The organism is Nostoc sp. (assembly GCF_036917655.1).
Taxonomy (GTDB): domain Bacteria; phylum Cyanobacteriota; class Cyanobacteriia; order Cyanobacteriales; family Nostocaceae; genus Nostoc.
In genome coordinates, this window is the sequence record NZ_JBALCY010000071.1 from 111645 (window position 1) to 128559 (window position 16915).

The 16915-nt window shown below is 41.1% G+C and carries 19 protein-coding genes and 1 pseudogene; 10 read left to right on the forward strand and 10 right to left on the reverse strand.

Going from position 1 to position 16915, the window contains the following annotated elements; genetic code table 11:
• Nucleotides 1-348 precede the first annotated feature (348 nt).
• Both V7K30_RS26180 and V7K30_RS26185 read left to right on the forward strand, forming a co-directional pair.
• The gene (locus tag V7K30_RS26180; protein WP_335004303.1) at nucleotides 349-879 is read left to right on the forward strand and encodes a hypothetical protein; all 531 of its coding nucleotides are present in this window, start codon (nucleotides 349-351) and stop codon (nucleotides 877-879) included.
• A gap of 167 nt (nucleotides 880-1046) precedes the next feature.
• On the forward strand, nucleotides 1047-1688 hold the full coding sequence (locus V7K30_RS26185) for a ribonuclease H family protein (protein ID WP_335004305.1): 642 nt from the start codon (nucleotides 1047-1049) through the stop codon (nucleotides 1686-1688).
• A 390-nt stretch (nucleotides 1689-2078) separates the two neighbouring features.
• Here the strand turns inward: V7K30_RS26185 and V7K30_RS26190 are convergent, their stop codons facing one another.
• Together V7K30_RS26190 and V7K30_RS26195 are read right to left on the reverse strand one after the other, a co-directional pair.
• Nucleotides 2079-2348, reverse strand: a complete 270-nt coding sequence (locus V7K30_RS26190; protein ID WP_335004306.1) for a DUF2442 domain-containing protein — start codon at nucleotides 2346-2348, stop codon at nucleotides 2079-2081.
• Nucleotides 2311-2565, reverse strand: a pseudogene (locus V7K30_RS26195) (DUF4160 domain-containing protein). The gene V7K30_RS26190 and the pseudogene V7K30_RS26195 overlap by 38 nt, the downstream one beginning before the upstream one ends.
• Before the next feature lie 176 nt (nucleotides 2566-2741).
• Here V7K30_RS26195 and V7K30_RS26200 point away from each other — a divergent pair.
• From V7K30_RS26200 to V7K30_RS26230, 7 genes are all read left to right on the forward strand, one after another.
• A complete protein-coding gene (locus V7K30_RS26200) occupies nucleotides 2742-3002 on the forward strand; it encodes an AbrB/MazE/SpoVT family DNA-binding domain-containing protein (RefSeq protein ID WP_335004308.1) in 261 nt (86 codons plus the stop codon).
• On the forward strand, nucleotides 2990-3319 hold the full coding sequence (locus tag V7K30_RS26205) for a type II toxin-antitoxin system PemK/MazF family toxin (RefSeq protein ID WP_335004310.1): 330 nt from the start codon (nucleotides 2990-2992) through the stop codon (nucleotides 3317-3319). Before V7K30_RS26200 ends, V7K30_RS26205 begins: the two co-directional genes overlap by 13 nt.
• Before the next feature lie 25 nt (nucleotides 3320-3344).
• The gene (locus tag V7K30_RS26210) at nucleotides 3345-3500 is read left to right on the forward strand and encodes a hypothetical protein (protein ID WP_335004312.1); all 156 of its coding nucleotides are present in this window, start codon (nucleotides 3345-3347) and stop codon (nucleotides 3498-3500) included.
• An 85-nt stretch (nucleotides 3501-3585) separates the two neighbouring features.
• The gene (locus tag V7K30_RS26215; protein ID WP_335004314.1) at nucleotides 3586-4347 is read left to right on the forward strand and encodes a hypothetical protein; all 762 of its coding nucleotides are present in this window, start codon (nucleotides 3586-3588) and stop codon (nucleotides 4345-4347) included.
• 501 nt (nucleotides 4348-4848) lie between these two features.
• Nucleotides 4849-5058, forward strand: coding sequence for a DUF2997 domain-containing protein (locus V7K30_RS26220; protein ID WP_012406943.1), 210 nt, complete (start codon nucleotides 4849-4851; stop codon nucleotides 5056-5058).
• Between the two features lie 39 nt (nucleotides 5059-5097).
• Complete coding sequence (locus tag V7K30_RS26225) at nucleotides 5098-5484, forward strand: DUF1257 domain-containing protein (RefSeq protein ID WP_334947527.1); 387 nt, start codon at nucleotides 5098-5100, stop codon at nucleotides 5482-5484.
• Nucleotides 5484-5945, forward strand: a complete 462-nt coding sequence (locus V7K30_RS26230) for a ferredoxin (RefSeq protein WP_335004315.1) — start codon at nucleotides 5484-5486, stop codon at nucleotides 5943-5945. The genes V7K30_RS26225 and V7K30_RS26230 overlap by 1 nt, the downstream gene beginning before the upstream one ends.
• 197 nt (nucleotides 5946-6142) lie before the next feature.
• Here the strand turns inward: V7K30_RS26230 and V7K30_RS26235 are convergent, their stop codons facing one another.
• The 3 genes from V7K30_RS26235 to V7K30_RS26245 all read right to left on the reverse strand — a co-directional run bounded on the left by V7K30_RS26235 (nucleotide 6143) and on the right by V7K30_RS26245 (nucleotide 9196).
• The gene (locus tag V7K30_RS26235) at nucleotides 6143-6427 is read right to left on the reverse strand and encodes a YiaA/YiaB family inner membrane protein (protein ID WP_335004317.1); all 285 of its coding nucleotides are present in this window, start codon (nucleotides 6425-6427) and stop codon (nucleotides 6143-6145) included.
• A 270-nt stretch (nucleotides 6428-6697) separates the two neighbouring features.
• Nucleotides 6698-8359, reverse strand: a complete 1662-nt coding sequence (locus V7K30_RS26240) for a DUF4335 domain-containing protein (protein ID WP_335004319.1) — start codon at nucleotides 8357-8359, stop codon at nucleotides 6698-6700.
• A gap of 231 nt (nucleotides 8360-8590) precedes the next feature.
• The gene (locus V7K30_RS26245) at nucleotides 8591-9196 is read right to left on the reverse strand and encodes a DUF3038 domain-containing protein (RefSeq protein WP_335004321.1); all 606 of its coding nucleotides are present in this window, start codon (nucleotides 9194-9196) and stop codon (nucleotides 8591-8593) included.
• An 809-nt stretch (nucleotides 9197-10005) separates the two neighbouring features.
• Between V7K30_RS26245 and V7K30_RS26250 the strand changes: the two genes are divergently transcribed.
• Nucleotides 10006-10740 (forward strand): ATP-grasp domain-containing protein, encoded by a 735-nt coding sequence (locus tag V7K30_RS26250; protein ID WP_335004323.1) that lies wholly within the window; start codon nucleotides 10006-10008, stop codon nucleotides 10738-10740.
• A 16-nt stretch (nucleotides 10741-10756) separates the two neighbouring features.
• Here the strand turns inward: V7K30_RS26250 and V7K30_RS26255 are convergent, their stop codons facing one another.
• The 5 genes from V7K30_RS26255 to V7K30_RS26275 form a co-directional block, all read right to left on the reverse strand.
• Nucleotides 10757-11410: a Uma2 family endonuclease gene (locus V7K30_RS26255; protein WP_335004325.1), complete on the reverse strand. Its 654-nt coding sequence runs from the start codon at nucleotides 11408-11410 to the stop codon at nucleotides 10757-10759.
• A 14-nt stretch (nucleotides 11411-11424) separates the two neighbouring features.
• Nucleotides 11425-13905: an endonuclease MutS2 gene (locus tag V7K30_RS26260; protein WP_335004327.1), complete on the reverse strand. Its 2481-nt coding sequence runs from the start codon at nucleotides 13903-13905 to the stop codon at nucleotides 11425-11427.
• Nucleotides 13906-14102: 197 nt separating this feature from the next.
• Nucleotides 14103-14399 (reverse strand): DUF2288 domain-containing protein, encoded by a 297-nt coding sequence (locus V7K30_RS26265; RefSeq protein ID WP_335004344.1) that lies wholly within the window; start codon nucleotides 14397-14399, stop codon nucleotides 14103-14105.
• 103 nt (nucleotides 14400-14502) lie between these two features.
• Nucleotides 14503-15540: an AI-2E family transporter gene (locus V7K30_RS26270; protein WP_335004329.1), complete on the reverse strand. Its 1038-nt coding sequence runs from the start codon at nucleotides 15538-15540 to the stop codon at nucleotides 14503-14505.
• 173 nt (nucleotides 15541-15713) lie between these two features.
• Nucleotides 15714-16352 carry a lysophospholipid acyltransferase family protein gene (locus tag V7K30_RS26275; RefSeq protein WP_335004346.1) on the reverse strand — a complete coding sequence of 213 codons (639 nt, stop codon included), beginning with the start codon at nucleotides 16350-16352 and terminating at the stop codon, nucleotides 15714-15716.
• Between the last annotated feature and the right edge of the window lie 563 nt (nucleotides 16353-16915).

Below are 16915 nucleotides of genomic sequence, written 5' to 3' on the forward strand. Positions count from 1 at the left end.
CTAAGCAGCTTGGCGATCGTCAAGTGATAATCAGGTAAATTTGCAGTCAGTATTTAAACCTTCAGCAGCCTAAGCGTAGCCTTTTTGATCTGCTGCTGCGACTAAAATCATTTCCCGTTTGCCAGCAAGGTTCCGGCTATTATGCTTAATTGCCGGGACATGAGATCATTCATTATCCTGAGTTCTTCCATTCCCAGAGCCGTTTTTTTACCAGAAATTCTTGGTTAATGATTTTTGCTTCAACAAAAGCATATCAGTGGGAATACCGTGGCAAGTTTATTGATAGGGTAATTACCATAAATTAAATATAGCATTCAGTATTATTTTCGCGACTAGGATTAATAGCTAATGGATATTCAGGAGTACTTTAAAGGGCTAATTAATAATCAGCAATTTAGTGAGATGCTCAATCAGCAGCACTATACCTTTGCCCATAAATTAATGCCTTCTATTGTAGATAATCACTTTCAAGAATTAGTCAATAAAGTTATCAATAAATCCGCCCAAGACTGGATTTTAAAACTTTGGAATGAATGTTCTGACATCCAAATAATTAATTATACAGCATTGGTTTATCCGATATGTAATTTTACTAGGCATTCTAAAGATATTGGATTAATTTACATTACTATGCCAGCACCTAGAGTAAGTCCAGAAGCCGTATATATAGCAGTTATATTTTTAATTGATGACGATTTACCATCTGATTGGTTACGAAGCTACTTCACTCTTGAATTAGGACTGGCTGCATCTGCATATTGGACACTTGGAGAGTGGGATAGTTCCAATCATATTAATCTAGGAGCATTTAAAGATGAACCCAGTTTAAATAATTTCCTTACAACAGTTATTGAAGAAGGTAAAAGCAGATGGTGTTAATTTGAAATATTAATATCATATAGAAGATTTTAAATAAAAAATGTGTTTAAAGATTAGGTCAGTTTTCAAGCACTTTTTCCTGAGAGTAAATTTGAATCAACTGAATTTACTTATCCTAATTTAAAAGTCTTGAGAGGAAGTATCACATCGTCCCATTTTGAGTCATTATGGCATCCAAGAAATACTACGCCGTTTTTAAAGGTCGAAAGACAGGTATATTCACAAGCTGGGAGGAATGTGATGAACATATCACAGGTTTTAGTGGTGGGTTGTACAAATCTTTTAAGACTAGAGAAGAAGCAGAAGTAGCATTGGAGCTTGCAGAACAGAATTTTATCATTACAAGTGAGCAAAAAGAAATAAAGCGGCAGGAAACAAAAACAAAAATTTTTCCTGCAAAAGAGTTAATTATGGATAGCGTTTGTGTTGATGCTTCATGTTTAGGTAATCCTGGGTATGTTGAATATAGAGGTATTGATACAGCAACACGGAAAGTAATTTTCCATAAAAGTCGAATGCCAAACGGAACAAATAATCTTGGAGAGTTTTTGGCTATTGTTCATGCTCTTGCATACCTCAATAAACAAGGTAGGGATATACCTATTTATTCTGATTCCGAGGTAGGTATTCTTTGGGTAATCAACAAGAGAGTCAGAACAAAGTTAACCCGAAGTACGGACAACGAAGAAATATTTAATTTGATAGACAGAGCATTAAAGTGGTTGGAAAATAATGAGTATACCAATCCTATTTTCAAATGGAATACTGTCTCTTGGGGCGAGATTCCAGCAGATTTTGGTCGTAAATAAGCTTGCCTCCAGGAGTGAAGCAATAACATTATAGAAAATGCATTTGAAGTTGAATTTAGCGATGCCTCCGGCGGGCTACGCCTACGCAACGGACGCACCTATGAATCTGTTGGTTTACGTTCAGAGCAAATAATGGTGTTACATTTCGAGCCAGCATCCCTTGATTCAGTCCCGGAAATGGTGATAGTGTAAGCAACAGAAAGCGGTCTATGCATAATATACATAGAATACAGCAGTTCCCGCTATTGTGAGGTACGTTCTTAGTCCTGAAAGGGTACAGGAGGTAGCGAGGAGGGGAGAAATTGTACTTCATAACAGCAGGAAGCGCTGTATCATGCGATCGCCTATTGTAGTATTGAGTGCGTAGGCGTAGCCAGCCGTAGGCATCGCTTAACTTACCACCTTGGCTCTTGGTGCAGGTGCGCCACGCAGCATTCCTTCTGTGCTAAGGTCTTCATCAATTTCTTCCCAATGAATACCGTAGCCACCCCCGCAGGTTTGCCATTTTAATCGTTGTTCAAGGGTAGCATTGAGGAGCCTGGGATACCAAACTAATGGCACTGTGATTGTTCGCCCGTCCATCAAGTCAACACTGATAGTTTCTTCAGTAAAACGTACATCTTTAACTCTCTCGTCCGCCCGAACTGCCAAAATACCCATCCCAAGCCTCCAAAAGTTTTGCTTGATTTTCTTGTACTAACTCTTCTAATTTTCGCAGTTCTTTGGGGCTGAACCCAATGCTACTTGATAAACTGACCTGCTCAAGCTAAAACTTAGCTGTTGAGTCATCCCGATCAATATGAATGTGGGGTGGCTCATTAGGTTCATGACTGTAAAAGTAGAAGCGGTAGGCACCAATTCTTAAAATTGTTGGCATACTTCAAGACTACACCAAAGCTATTTATCTAAACCTATGCATATTAAATATGTACCTGAAAGTGCGTAGTTTACCGCCGTAGGCATCGCATTAAAAATTATTGAAAAATTGAGCGCTTGTTGACAAAATCCTGATTAGTAATTACAATGTAATTACAACTAAGGACAAGTATCCTCATGGGAACAGCAATTAGAACCCGTATTGTTAAAATCGGAAACTCTCAAGGTATCCGCATTCCTAAACTTCTCTTGGAACAAAGCGGTATCGGTGAAGAGGTGGAAATTGAAATTCAAGATTGTCAGCTAATTGTCCGTGCAGCCTCTCAATCGCGTCAGGGGTGGGATGAAGCATTTGCAACTATGGCGAAGCAACACGACGATGCACTGCTCGATGATGCGGTAACTACAGAGTGGGAGCATTTAGAGTGGGAGTGGTAGTCAATCGATTTGATGTGTTTTTGGTTAACCTCGACCCGACGATTGGCAGTGAGATTCAGAAGACAAGACCCTGTGTAGTAATTTCACCAGATGAGATGAATAGATATATTGCCACGGTCATTGTTGTTCCCATGACAACTAAAGGACAATCTTATCCGACTCGTGTTGCTTGTCAGTTTCAGGGCAAGGATGGGCAAATCGTTCTGGATCAAATTTGTACAGTTAACAAAAATCGATTAGTCAAAAAGCTAGGTCAGATTGACTCTGATGAACAAAAAGCAGTTTTAGGTACTTTGGCTGAAATGTTTGCTAAATAATGTGTCTAAGAATCGCACACACCAAATGGTTATGAGATTCCAGCCGCAATGGTTAGTTATCTCAAGCAAAGTTTCTGTTTTGGAAGCGATCGCCTATGCTAGTGCAAAAAGCTTGAGTTGCGTTGTACCTTTGGTGGAGGTTCAGAAGTGCCCGACATCGCTATGTTTGTTTGGAAGATAATATTACGAAATATTCTTCATTGCTTGAAGCAAAATTAAACAGCCAAAGTGTTTAAATAGGAAGTGATGTAACTTATAGTTGAGATATGCGATTCGATGAACTAGAAAAAGAACGTCAACGCAACCGAAGTCTTGCTCAAGAAAAGTTTTCTGAACGTATATCAGTTATAAAAAACTGTATTGATACACAGCATGAATATGCTGAATTATTTTTCGGTTTGCTTGAACACCGTTACCTTACGCAGCATAGTGATGCAGAAAAACCAATATTTTCAGCAGTAATCAAAAATGAAATTGCTCTTTACTCAAGCCTAATATTAACTTTAGACGGTTTACACGGATCAGGTTTAGCTTTACTACGATCAGTCTATGAAGCTTTAATGATTGCAAAGTTTGCTTCCCTACGAAAAAACGATAATCTCATCTCAAAGTGGGTCGCTGGAGAAACGATTTATTTGTCAAATGCAATTTTGAAGAAAATTGTTAACCCAGAAATTAAACAATTAAAAAGTCTTTGGGGAACATTGTGTAACGTATCCCATGCAACTATTTATTTATATCAAGTCTTAACCAGATTTGAAGATATAGAAAAAGAAATAGCAGTTAATCTAGCTATTTTGATAATGTTATTGGGTTGCAATTTTCACTTAATTAATAAGCACTATGTTACCAAGGAAATGGCATATTTAGCAAAACAATATCACAGAAAAGAAGGTGAGTTTCAACGTTGTCGAGATGCAGCAAAAATTGCTGTCCAAACAGCTACAACATTTATTTCTGCTCCGGCTCGGCAAGTTATTAGGGAGTATTCTAGGGTTTGGCAACTAGCTCCTTCTATAAGTTCATAAATTTAAAAAAGTGTTTTCACTTATTTATTAGTGGTGACGTAGAGGTTATTTGCTACAGCCTATTTAATAAGTATGGGGTAGCCAGTGCTCTGACAGCATACACTGCGCTGCATTCAACCGAACTGGGAATCTTTGCTACAATAAGGTGAACCTAATGGTAATAATAAAGTCTTTCAATAGATTTTATATTTTTGTAACTCGCCTAGCTCCCTATACTACCTCCAATGCTTATTTTTAGGACTTTTGCAGCTTACTTAGCAAACTCAGTTGTTACCTTGACTAATCGATGAGGTTAAGAGAGACTAACTAAATACTGATGCGCTTGCTTATAAAATTAATAATTTTTGTAAAGATTCTGAGATATATATGTTTAAAGATGGAACATTAGTTAAAAAATAAATGGCAAGTTTCTATCTAAGTAAAAATGTTCCTACGGCTATATTTATAGCCTTCTGCTAAGGCAGTACAATTTAAGCGTACTTATCCTGGTTGGCCAAGAGCATGGAGACATTAGAGTTCATAATCTATCCAGACGGTCGGGTACAAGAGAAAGTCACTGGCATTGTGGGTGCTTCTTGCGCTGAAGTTACAGCAGCAATCGAGGCACAGCTGGGGCAAGTACTTAATCATGAGCCAACCTCAGAATATTTCGCCGCGAAGGTGCAGCAATCTAATGTGGCGAATACACACACCACTTACAGCGATTGGTAAGTTTTCACAGTAGTTTAGTGTTATTAATTCACAACCACCATGTCACACTTTAGCCAAATTAAGACTCAAATCCGTAACCTTGATTCTTTGAAAGATGCTTTGACTGAATTGGGCGTAGACTGGAAACCCGGCCCACGGGAAGTCCGTGGCTATCGCGGTCAAACCCATCCTGCCGAAGTTAGTATTGAGCAGGAAAATGGCTACGACATCGGCTTTAGATGGAATGGCTTGGAATATGAACTGGTGGCTGACTTGCAATATTGGCAACAAGACCTGTCTGTGGACGGATTCTTGCGCCAGGTAACACAGCGTTATGCTTATCAAACAGTTGTGAAAGAAACCGCTCGTGTTGGTTTTCAAGTCTCTGAACAACAAAAAAATGAAGATGGTTCGATTCGCCTGGTAGTACAGCGCTGGAGTGCGTAATGGCTGATTTTCTGCCGTCGCCGGAAGAACAAGAAGACAACCGTTCCGGTTTGGAACCAGAATTAGGGGGTTTTTTACGGGATGCCCCAGAACGTTCTGGTTTAGAACCGGAATTGGGCGGTGTGCTGCGCCAAAATGGTGTTTATGTTGACGAAATCACCTGTATTGGTTGTAAGCACTGCGCTCACGTTGCGCGTAACACCTTTTACATTGAACCAGATTACGGGCGATCGCGCGTGGTTCGGCAAGATGGCGACGCTGAAGAAATTATCCAAGAAGCAATTGACACTTGTCCGGTTGATTGCATTCACTGGGTTAATTACACTGAACTGAAAAATTTAGAAGAAGAGCGCAAATATCAGGTAATTCCTGTAGTGGGTTATCCGGTAGAACACGCAGTTGCTGCTAGCGAACGTCGGCGTAAAAAGCAAAGGTTAAAGACCAAAAAATCCCGCTATTAAGATAAAAACTTAAATCAATATAATAAAGGACTGGATATAACCAGTCCTTTTGTTTTTCGTCATATAGTTAATTTCTGATGTCTAGATCACATCAAATGGGAAAAGGCAGTATTGTTTAATATTCCTGAAAGGATTTTTGTTTAAGTCCCATTAATCCAAAATTGGCAATCCAAAATCCAAAATTGTTATGACTGCCTTCATTTGAAATTTAGAGGATCGTGTTGTGAAAGCAATTTTTCTACTTTCGCCTCGTCTAACCTAGCGGTTAATCTTCTAGTTTCGTGCAAGTCTCTAGTAGTTTTCGCCAAAGTAAAAGTTGAGCCAACAGAGAAAGCCATACCCATACCCATAAAGCCTTTCACCCAGCCATTTACAGGTAAGTTTACAATGCCGAAAGTGGTCATAGAAATAGAAATCACAAAAGCTGCCCAAGTTTGAATAACCCAAGCTGGACTGTCTTTTTGAGTACCAATTGTTTGCATATTTCCTCCCTTTAAACTGGATGATTTATACCAATTCGTAATTAAGAGAGATCAGATTTAATCTGGAGTTTCCAGACTTATATCTATAGTTTAATTTTGAATCATTGGTATTAACAGTGATTGTATTCATTGGTAGGTTTACTGGTATCAATAGTAAGACCAGTTTGGTAACTGGACTCCAAAAGGCAAGCTGAAGAGCAATTGGAGTAAATAGAAACTGGCACAAGGTTTGTACCAGTTTTACAAGTGGCATTTAATGGATTAGTTTACTTATTCATCTGGAAAAGTCTGTACCTTGCCATCAGGACTAAGAACAACTCGAATTCTGACATTTTGTCCGCGTTTATTGGCGGAAACAAAAGGTTTACCAACTTCAGGCATCCCAGCGCTATCAACGAATTCTCTTGCTGCCTTATTAAGGGGAAAAATTCGTTCAACAGTGCCGTCAACACTGACTATCAAACTGTACTCTAATGTTTGTGCTAGTCCAGTGGGTGGTTGCCAACGCTTTGTTAGGTATTCTCTAGCTTCTGCTACTTGAGGTGTATCAAATAATGTGCCAGTAGCCACTTCTGTGGATGTTGGGGCTTTGCGTGCGTCCCCTAATTGATCGATAAAGGGATTATTAGCAGCAGTTCTAGAGGAAGGAAGTTGTGAAACAGGTTTCTCTCCAGGAGAAGGTTGCTGTAGGGAATTGATTCTTTCGTCTAGTTGTTGTGAGTTTAGTGGGGAGGGTTGGGTAGGGGTATTGACCGGATTATTATTGGGTATGATGTCAAGAGATGGGGGGGAGATTGGTGAGATATTAGTTGGTAAACTGCCTGCGTTAGAAGATAGTCTAGGTGGCAAATTCCGTAGCTGAGGTAGAGCACCAGCTTGGGGACTTGACCCTGTAAGGTTCTGTTTTTGATTTGGTAATATGGCAATTTCCTGGCCTGGGATTTTGCTCGATGGTGCGTTAGAGAAGCTGGCCGTTCGCGTAGCGTCTCGTAGAGAAGGCATCGCTCGATTAGTCGGAAGGGTTGTAGTCGTCCCTTGAGGTATTGTCAGTGCATTATTTGGAAATATAGATAGAGGTGGCGGTGTAGAGAAACTACTAGAACTAGGCGCTGTTAGAGGTGCTTGGGGCAAAGTGGATGTGGGAAGTGGAGGGGTGGAACCTAGCAAATTATCTGATGGAGTGGTTAGCCCAGGTTCAGGCGTGGGAAAGTTTAGTGAAGATGAAGGTTCTAAAGCAGTTTTTACTGCTGCTGAATCTGCTGTTTTGGCTGTCTGCTGTTGCTTTTCCCTAATGTTGTTAGCGTATTGCCAAGTAACCGGTAAAAAACCTACACCCAATACTAATACTGCGGCAACAGGGGCCCAAGCAGGGAACCTCAGAGTCGAACTCGTGCTGTTGAGAGTTGGAAGTGCCATGACATCACTTGAGTATTCATCTAAAGCACTTGCCAAATCGAATAGTTGCAGCAGACTGAGTTGAATTACGGGGCCAGATGAATGGTTGGCGAGAGAACCGAGAAATAAGTTGTGAGTTAAATAGCTGCTTGGTTCTAAGTGAATATTTGCCCCTAGAATTTGGGTACTAAAGGAATTTAATGTTTTTGTTGAGGACTTTAATTCCGGCTCATCCAGTGCTGTGCTTGACTTCTGAGTACCGGAGAAACTGACCCAAAAGCTTTCTGGAGATTCTTGGAGGAATTGCTGTACGTAGCTTGTGACTGCATCACATAAAGCTTCGAGTTGTTCGCGATCGCCCCGAATTGGAACTCTGTTTTCTTCTGGTAGTCTGGGATCATCAAAACGTAGCTCAAAGCTTAGATGTTTGAGGACAGTTTTCCCCATCCAACGGGACAGAGGTGAGCTTTGCGCGAATACTTCTAGCGTGCAAGTCGGGGGTGTGTAGCAACGAATGACAGAATTTGATAGAGGCATGGCAGGAACTGCGAAGAAGACTATTTGGGATTTTGCAAAAAAAGAAAAGTTTAAACGGCGGATTCCTCCACTCAGAATTTTGTCAGGTTCCTTCTGTTATCCAAACTGGTGTGCAAGGAGGAAGCAGTGCTGATAGTGTATTGCCCAACAGCTAAGGACTATCAAAAGGGAATCCTTGTCCAGCAAACAAATTACAAGCGAATTTTGATTGAGGAATTTCAAATTTCAAATCTAAAATTTTGTCGAACGGTCTATAAGTGCTAGCCAGAGACGGCGATGCCCACCAGTAGCACTGTAAAAAAGTAAATCTACAAGCAGTTTGAGTGCCAGGTTGGTAAGTAAATCCGTTGAGATTTGCTCGTCCTCTTCCATCCGCTCTTGGTAAGTGTTGCAAAAAGCATCAATATAGTCTCCAAGTAAAGCAGCCTGGTGAGGTTCCCGGTTATTTTCTGCCATTTGTTCCAACAGTCCGACAGCGCGGCGAATCAATTCCTGGTGCTGTTTGGCTAAGTAGCAGATGATCAGAACAAGCGATCGCGCTTCTTCAACATCTAGCTTTTTTCGCCCTCCTTGACCTTTGCGTAGGGGATTTGATTGGCGCAGTCGCCATAAAGCTACGCGATCCGGCACTCTTGACTCTAAATTCAGATCAGTTGCCGCCGAAAGCATAGCCTCTGAACCAATCCCAGTTAAGGTTTCTAGTGCCAACAGCACCAAGTCTAATTGGGTTTTGATATTATCCCATTGGACTGTGTTTGGGGCTGGAAGCTTGATTAAATCCTCCCACTGGGAATTTGGAGTGGCTGAGTTGGTGGCCGAGTGCATAACTTTTAGCATAGGTGATCAAGCTGATAGAGGATGTTGCTGTTACCCATTTTGAAACCAGACTCTCAAGCATCAAGCTTGGTTTCCCATAGCTCTGAGCCAAAGGCTTCAGGTAGCTTTTTTCTATGTGGTAAACAGCAGGTATCTTTGTCCTACTCTAGATGAAAATTTATTTTCGACAAAGTAGAAAAGTATCAATTCTAATTTAGGTTTACCCGACTTTCGCTGCTAGCTCCGTACAATAGTATAAATAAACAATGTTTTGAATGCTAACCGCTAATTATCGCTAAGTAATTATTTAGAATACCTCCTAATTTATTTGCAGTTTTAAATTTTTAAATTTCTTGATGTTTATTACTTGGTCTTCATGTATACATAATTACTATACAAATTTTTTGCCTGTTTACTAAAAGTGCTTCTTGCTGCTTTCCATCATCCCACCCTATTTTCGCTTGTGTGTAGCCTGTTATTTCAGCAGGACTTACGCAAACAATAGCCAAAACCCTGATTTTCAGGTAGGGGTAATTCATGAATTGCCCTTGAGCGCGTTTAGTTTTGCGTAAGTCCTATTCACAACAGGCTGGGCAACATCAGGACGATTGATGCCTCCATGAAGCTGAGAACAAACTTTTAAGTTTGATCAAGTTAGCATTTGAAGATGTTGGCTTATTGATTTTTTCCAACTTAGTTGGTACTATCCGCCCTGTATATGTTGCCTTTTGTCCATAATCCATTCTGAATAAGCCTTTTGAGACTTAACGGGAAAAGTCAGATAGCTTATAAATGCTCTAAATTATCTTGTTTAAGGAATTATTTTTCTGATGAAAGTTTATATCCAAAAAGACTCTGAAGGTGAATTTGCTAGTATCAATTTTTTTCTTGCCTACGATAGCTTCAGGAAAATGGGCTGGGAAATTATTTCTTTTACTAAAGGAGAATCCTTTACGGATTTAAAACCAGAGAATGTTGTGGTTGGATATATTGATGCGTTCTATTCATCTCTCAAAAAATTAAACATCACTTGTCCAGTTGAAATTAACTATCCACAAGAACTACAGGAATTCTTAGGTAGAAAAATCTGGAAATCAAAAATTAATTACATTGCCAGTCATCCAGAAGAATGGAATATCTTTATCAAGCCTGCTTATGCTTCTAAAAAGTTTACAGGTAGATTAGTAAGAAGCACTAAGGATTTAATTAGTTGTGGCGATGAGTTTGAAGATACTGAAGTTTGGTGTTCTGAACCTGTAAATTTCCTTGCAGAGTGGCGGTGTTTTGTCAGGTATCGGAAAATTCTTGACGTGAGAATCTATAAGGGAGATTGGAGAGCCACTTTTGATTATAGAGTTATTGAAAAAGCAGTAGAGGCTTATAAATCTGCTCCAAACGGTTATGCGATTGATTTTGGTTGCACCAAGAAAGGAGAAACATTGTTAGTTGAAGTAAATGATGGATATTCTTTGGGTTCGTATGGCTTATTTCCCCTAGACTATGCAAAGTTACTATCAGCGAGATGGGCAGAGATTACAGGTACTAAAGACTATTGCGATTTTTAATTTTAGACGATTTCAACTAAATAGGGCTACTAATTTGCTGTCTGAACCACGCCCGAAATGCTTTCATTGTCGCATTTCTGCCATTGGTTTTACTCAGCATCAAATATTCGGGAATCACTTGGTAAATTGGGAGATTTGGGAAAATATAACTGGTATTTGATTCTATATTATATTTACCATTTACCAAAACGTTTATTTCCAACTTTTTCCCATTCCATCGCCATAGTTCCGGTACTCTCAAAGCTTGATAATTATTGAAACGAGTGCGGGAGGTAATATCAATTTCCAGAGCCAAATCTGGAGGCGGGTCGATTTCTAAATTGATTCTATCTTTGCCCCTAATTCTAGCTTCATTTTGGATATAGAAACAATCATCGGGTTCTACTCCAGCATCCATACTTTCTTTATCAAAAGTCGTAGAACCCAAACTCCAAAATTCCAGATCGAGTTCTTCTAATAAAACTTTTACCAAGTCGCCAATAATAACTTTAGCTACTTCATGCTCTGATAATGGAGCCATTATTTCCAGCACCCCTTGACTGTAACCTATCCGAGAACTGCGATCGCCCCCCAATTCTGCTAAAATGCGTTTGTATGCCGACCAGGAGACATCTTTAATCAACAACTGATGACCGGCTCTAACAATTAGTTGATTGAGTTCAAGTAACATAGCATTCCTGCTCTTTATTTGATGTGAGCAACCGTAACACCACTACCGCCATCTGCTTGTTCTGCTGGTTCGTAGTTGTTCACTCTGGGATGATGTTGCAAAAAGGCGTGAACCCCTTGTCGCAGTTTACCAGTGCCGTACCCGTGAATAATCCAAAGTGGGCTTGTAGCTTCCGAAATGGCTTTATCTAAAATGTATTCGGCATCAGCCACCCGTTTACCACGCAAATCGATGGTATTTTGAGAAGTGCGAATTTCTGGAACACTTTGCGGTGGTGGGGTTACTGCTGCTGGGGCTGGTTTGGCTTTGACGACTGGTTCGGGTTTTTGACCATCTAGAGATTCTACGTCTTCTAACTTCACCGTCATCTTCATTAGCCCAAAGCGAACGCTTAACTCCCCATCTTCATTAGGGGCGGCGATCACTTCTGCTACCTGTCCCAATTTGGGAACCCGGAGCCGATCGCCTATTTTGGGCATAAAGCCAGCTTTTGGTTTTGCTGGTGTTGCTGGCTGATATTGCTGGCCAATTTGATTCAAAGCATTGGTGGCTTGCTGGGCTTCTTGGGCTGTGGGCGTACCTTTCTGCAAGCGGCGGATAACTTGGGCAATTTCACCTTTTGCCTGAGCGATCGCTTGTTGGACTGCTATTTCCTGTGAAGCCCGCAAACTGCTTTCCCTTTCCTCCAAACTTGCGGCTTTTGCGGATACTTCTTTGTATAAACGTTCCGCTTGCTGCAACAAATTTTGGGCTTCGGCAGCTTTGGTTTCCTGGCGGCGGCGTTGCGCTTCTAAGCCAGCAATCACCTGGTTAACTTCATCTGTGGCCTCTCCCACTTGAGTTTTTGCCTGTTCTACCACTTCTGGTTTTAATCCCAAGCGTAGGGCAATAGTTAAGGCGTTAGAACGTCCAGGGATGCCCCACAGCAGACGGTAAGTAGGCGAGAGAGTACTTTCGTCAAATTCAACAGAGGCATTTTCAAACCGCTCATCTTCGTATTTTAGGGCTTTTAGTTCCCCGAAATGAGTGGTGGCGATCGTTAGCTGGGCATGGTTGGCTAAATATTGCAACAAGGCGATCGCTAAGGCGCTGCCTTCCACTGGATCAGTGCCGGCGCCGACTTCATCGAGTAAGACTAGGGAGTGGGGAGTAGGGAGTAGGGAGTGGGGGATAGAAGAAGAGGGGGGGAGTGGGGAAGTGGGGATTTCTAAATTCTGTTCTTCCCCATTCCCTATTCCCCACTCCCTACTCCCTCTCCCTAATGCTTCTAAAATCCGACTAATCCGGCGGATGTGTCCAGAGAATGTGGATAAACTTTGCTGTAAGGATTGTTCATCGCCAATATCTGCTAGTACTTGATCAAACCAAGGTATTTCCACTGGTTCACGGGCGGGGACAAATAAACCCACTTTGGCCATCAATGCTGCTAACCCCAAGGTTTTTAAGGTTACAGTTTTACCGCCAGTATTTGGCCCGGTAATCGTCACTACCCGAATTAGCGGGTTTATCAGCAAATCTACAGGAACTACTGGTTGCCCTTGTTCGTGCTGTTGTTGCCAAATTAACAGTGGATGTCGTAAGTTCCGCAAGGTAATGATTTCATTGTCTTCTCGCTGGATAAATCGCGGGGGATTCGCTCCTAGCCAGTAACTATATCGTGATCTAGCGGTTGCCAAATCCAAAGTAGTAGCGATCGCTAACAATCTCTCTAAATCTGGTTTGACTGCGGCTACAAGTTCGGTCAAAACACGGCGCACCGCTTCTTCTTCGGCTTGCTCTCTTCTGATGATCTGCCGCAGTTGGTTGCCCAAGGGTACTACTGAATTCGGTTCTACGTACAGGGTGGCACCACTGGTAGAAGTATCGTGGACAATACCGGGGATAGCATCTTTTTGAGGTGCTTTCACGGGGATCACAAAGCGATCGCTCCGTTGCGTAATTAGCTGTTCCTGAACTGCTCCAGATTTTGCCTGTAAGATATTTTGCAGCTTTTGAGTAATCTGAGTACGTAATCGCCGCAAATCTGTGCGAATTTCTCCCAGTTTTTGACTCGCGCGATCAGTTACCTGGGCCCGTTCATCAATACAGCGGTGAATTTCCTGTTCTAGTTCTGGATAAGTCCGCAAATCGGCAACCAACTCAGTCAGTATGGGCAAATCTTCCTGATTGTCAATGACACGGCGCAAATTTCTCGCACCAGCGAGGGTGGTGGCGATCGCTAACAGTTCATCTCCTGTCAAAACTCCGCTACGTTCTGCCCGTTCTAGGGAATCGCCAATATCTTGAATTCCCTCAAATGAGAGTCCCGTGGTGAGGCGAGTTTCCAGTTGGTAGACTTCTTTGGTTTGCTCTAACAACTGTTCGCTTTGGGTCTGAGAATCGGGTATTTTCAGATGACGCGCAGCTGTCGCCCCCAGCTTAGTTGCCGCAAAGGTGGCAAGGTGCTGGCAGAGGCGATGCCATTCTAATAATTCTAAGGTTTCAGATTGGATCAAGGTTTCAACATCTAATCTGAAATCATCGTAACAATTCTAGCTCCTAGATGGATAAATCTTAAAGGAGAAAATTTTGCTTTAGTTAAATCAGCCAGCTAGTGCGTGGTAATAACCAAGTAATAACTGGCACATCAAGCTATCTTTCTTGAGAAACTACCCCAACACCAACTGTCATCGAAAACAACACTGGAACTAATTTAAGCAGAGACTATTTCCTTCACCAAAACGTAAGGCTGAACGATGAGGGTATTAAATCGTTTACTGCGTTGACCATTCCATTCTCCCACTTGTACTGTCGTGGGTTTGGTAATTAATTGCTCATCAATCCACTGTTCCACTGATGGAATGTTATCGCTGGCGATCGCTACTCCAACATCCAGCAAGTTTAAATCAGGTGCTACCAAAATTACTGCATCTCGTTGTACATGAGGAATTAGCCACTCCCACTCTGCCTCATCCAAAATTTCTGTTAATTCTGCTCTTAAATCCGACATCATTCCTCAACATTTCTGGCTAACAACCTATTTTACATTAATTACTACTTCCAACTCCTAACTCCTAACTCCTAACTCCTAACTCCTAACTCCTAACTTCTAGCTAAACTTCAGATTTCATTTCATCAATTTCAAATAAAGATACAATTACTCCAGCGATCGGAATAGATATAAAAACACCTAATAATCCTGCTACTCTAGCACCTACTAGCAAAGCAAAAAACACCACTACAGGATTAAGATTCAGCGCATCTTGCATAATTCTAGGCGCAATCAAGTTGTCTTGTATTTGCTGAAGGACAATACAAGCGATCAAGACTTTCAATACTAACCAAACGCCTTGAGACAAGATAACTAAAGTAACTGTGCTTACTCCTAATGTTGCTCCTATACCAGGAATGATATCAAGAATTCCGACTATCACAGACAATATCAAAGCAAAAGGCACTTTTAATATTAAAAAAACGAGGAAAGTCGTACTTGTAAGAAATGCACTTAATAACAACTGACCTCTAAAAAATCCGAGAAAGGAGCGTCTGATTATATTTGTAAATCTATTGCGGCGCTTTTTTGGTACTATTTTTATGATAAAATTCCACAGCTTGTCTCCATCTAGTAACATAAAAAAAGCCACAAATGCAATCAATATAAAGGTAAGAAAATTCGTCATAAATCCTTGTAAAACAGCCAAGCTAGTAACAAGACTAGATACAGCTTTGTTTCGTAATTGTTCTTGAATAAAACTTAAATCTATCTGCAAATTACGGCTTTGCAAAAATCCTTCTAGTCGCTCTAATAGAGGTATTAAAGAATTTATAAAGCCAGTTATACTGTCAATTAATTCTTGTCCTTGAGATAAAACCGTTAAGCCTACGGTAATTATCAGACTGCCAATAATTACAATGCTGAACAAGAAAACGACACCAACAGCTACGCCGTGGGGCAAAAAATGCTGCAACCATCGTACAGGATAGCTGAGTAAAAAAGCCAAAATTGCAGCAAATGTAAAAATAACAATGACTGCTTCAAAGTAGGCTAAAAGTTGTATAATGGCCCAGCCAGAAGCAACTAAAAGCAAAAAGCGGACTAACGCCAGATTATTTAATCGCTCCCAAAAATTCTTGGCTTCAAAGCCGCTCATAATGCTATTTAGGGTGAAATTGATGGTAGATTTGCCTAAAAGTTGCATTTAAGCACAAAATTAGACTTCATTACTAGAGCGCGTTGACCTTAAACCTACAGAGGTTAAGGCGCGTAGTTTACCGCCGTAGGCATCGCTACCTCCCTAAAGCATATATCTCTTGCTTGTCTAACTCATCTTCCTAAATCATGCATCTCATTAATTACCGTTGCACACTTTTGTGTCAATGCTTCCAATTCCTGCTTATTAGTGGAACTGGGAGCATCAATCAAGTTACCAATTCTCACAGTGATGGGAACTGCGCGAGGTCGGGACGCTCCTTTTTGTAAAATCCCTTCAGTACCCCAGACACTCACCGGCAATATTGGAGCTTTTGCTTTCGCCGCCAGGAGTAATGCGCCTCTTTTGGGGTCTGTAATTCGACCATTTGGGGTGCGAGTCCCTTGCAAAAAAACACCGACAGCCCAACCGTTATTGAGATATTCTAGGGCGGAACGGATGGCATTGCGATCGGTATTTCCCCGACTCACCGGGTAAGCGCCATACAATTTAATCGCTTGCGCCAAAATGGGGATATTAAATAACTCTTCCTTAGCCATGTACGCCACTGGACGACGTACACAGTTAGAGACAATTGGCGGGTCAAAATAACTAGCGTGATTACTCACTACCAACAACGGCCCTGATTGGGGGACATTTTCCGCACCATAAATCTGGCCCCGAAAGTAAGCGTGAAGCATGGGGCTGACGACTGACCATTTAAAGGCGTGGTAAAGTGCCAGACTGATAAACGGTTCGCGGTTTTTGTCCACAGAAGATAATGCAAATAAAACTGAATTTAGCATACGCGATCGCAAGGCCCAGAGCAAACTCCAAAAAGCTGTAGAAACCCAAGGTACTGATTTCGACAATTTCTAGTGAGCTTTTTTAGTACATTCTCTACCTTTTAAAATATCCTTTTAGACGCTTCCAATTAAAAAAATATTCAATCTGTAGGATGCGTTATACGTTTGCATAGAACAAGGGGCTTAAGCCCCAAGTCTTTTTGTGCAGTCTCTTAGAGAATTGCTATTACGGCGTTTTGCCTAACCCACTATATCGGCGAATATCGGATAATTTATTTTTTGATATTCTTTTAAATTATGAATTCCTTCACTCATCTGGGAATACTAAATCTGTAAATCGTCAGGATTTAGCGTATGGTTGCCACTCTAGTCACTATTCCCGGATATCAAGTTAACGAACAACTTTATAATGGTTCGAGAACCCTAGTTTCTCGCGGTTATCGAGAAACTGACTCATTACCTGTAGTGATTAAACTGCTGAAAAATCCTTATCCCAGTTTTAGCGAACTGGTGCAGTTTCGGAATCAATA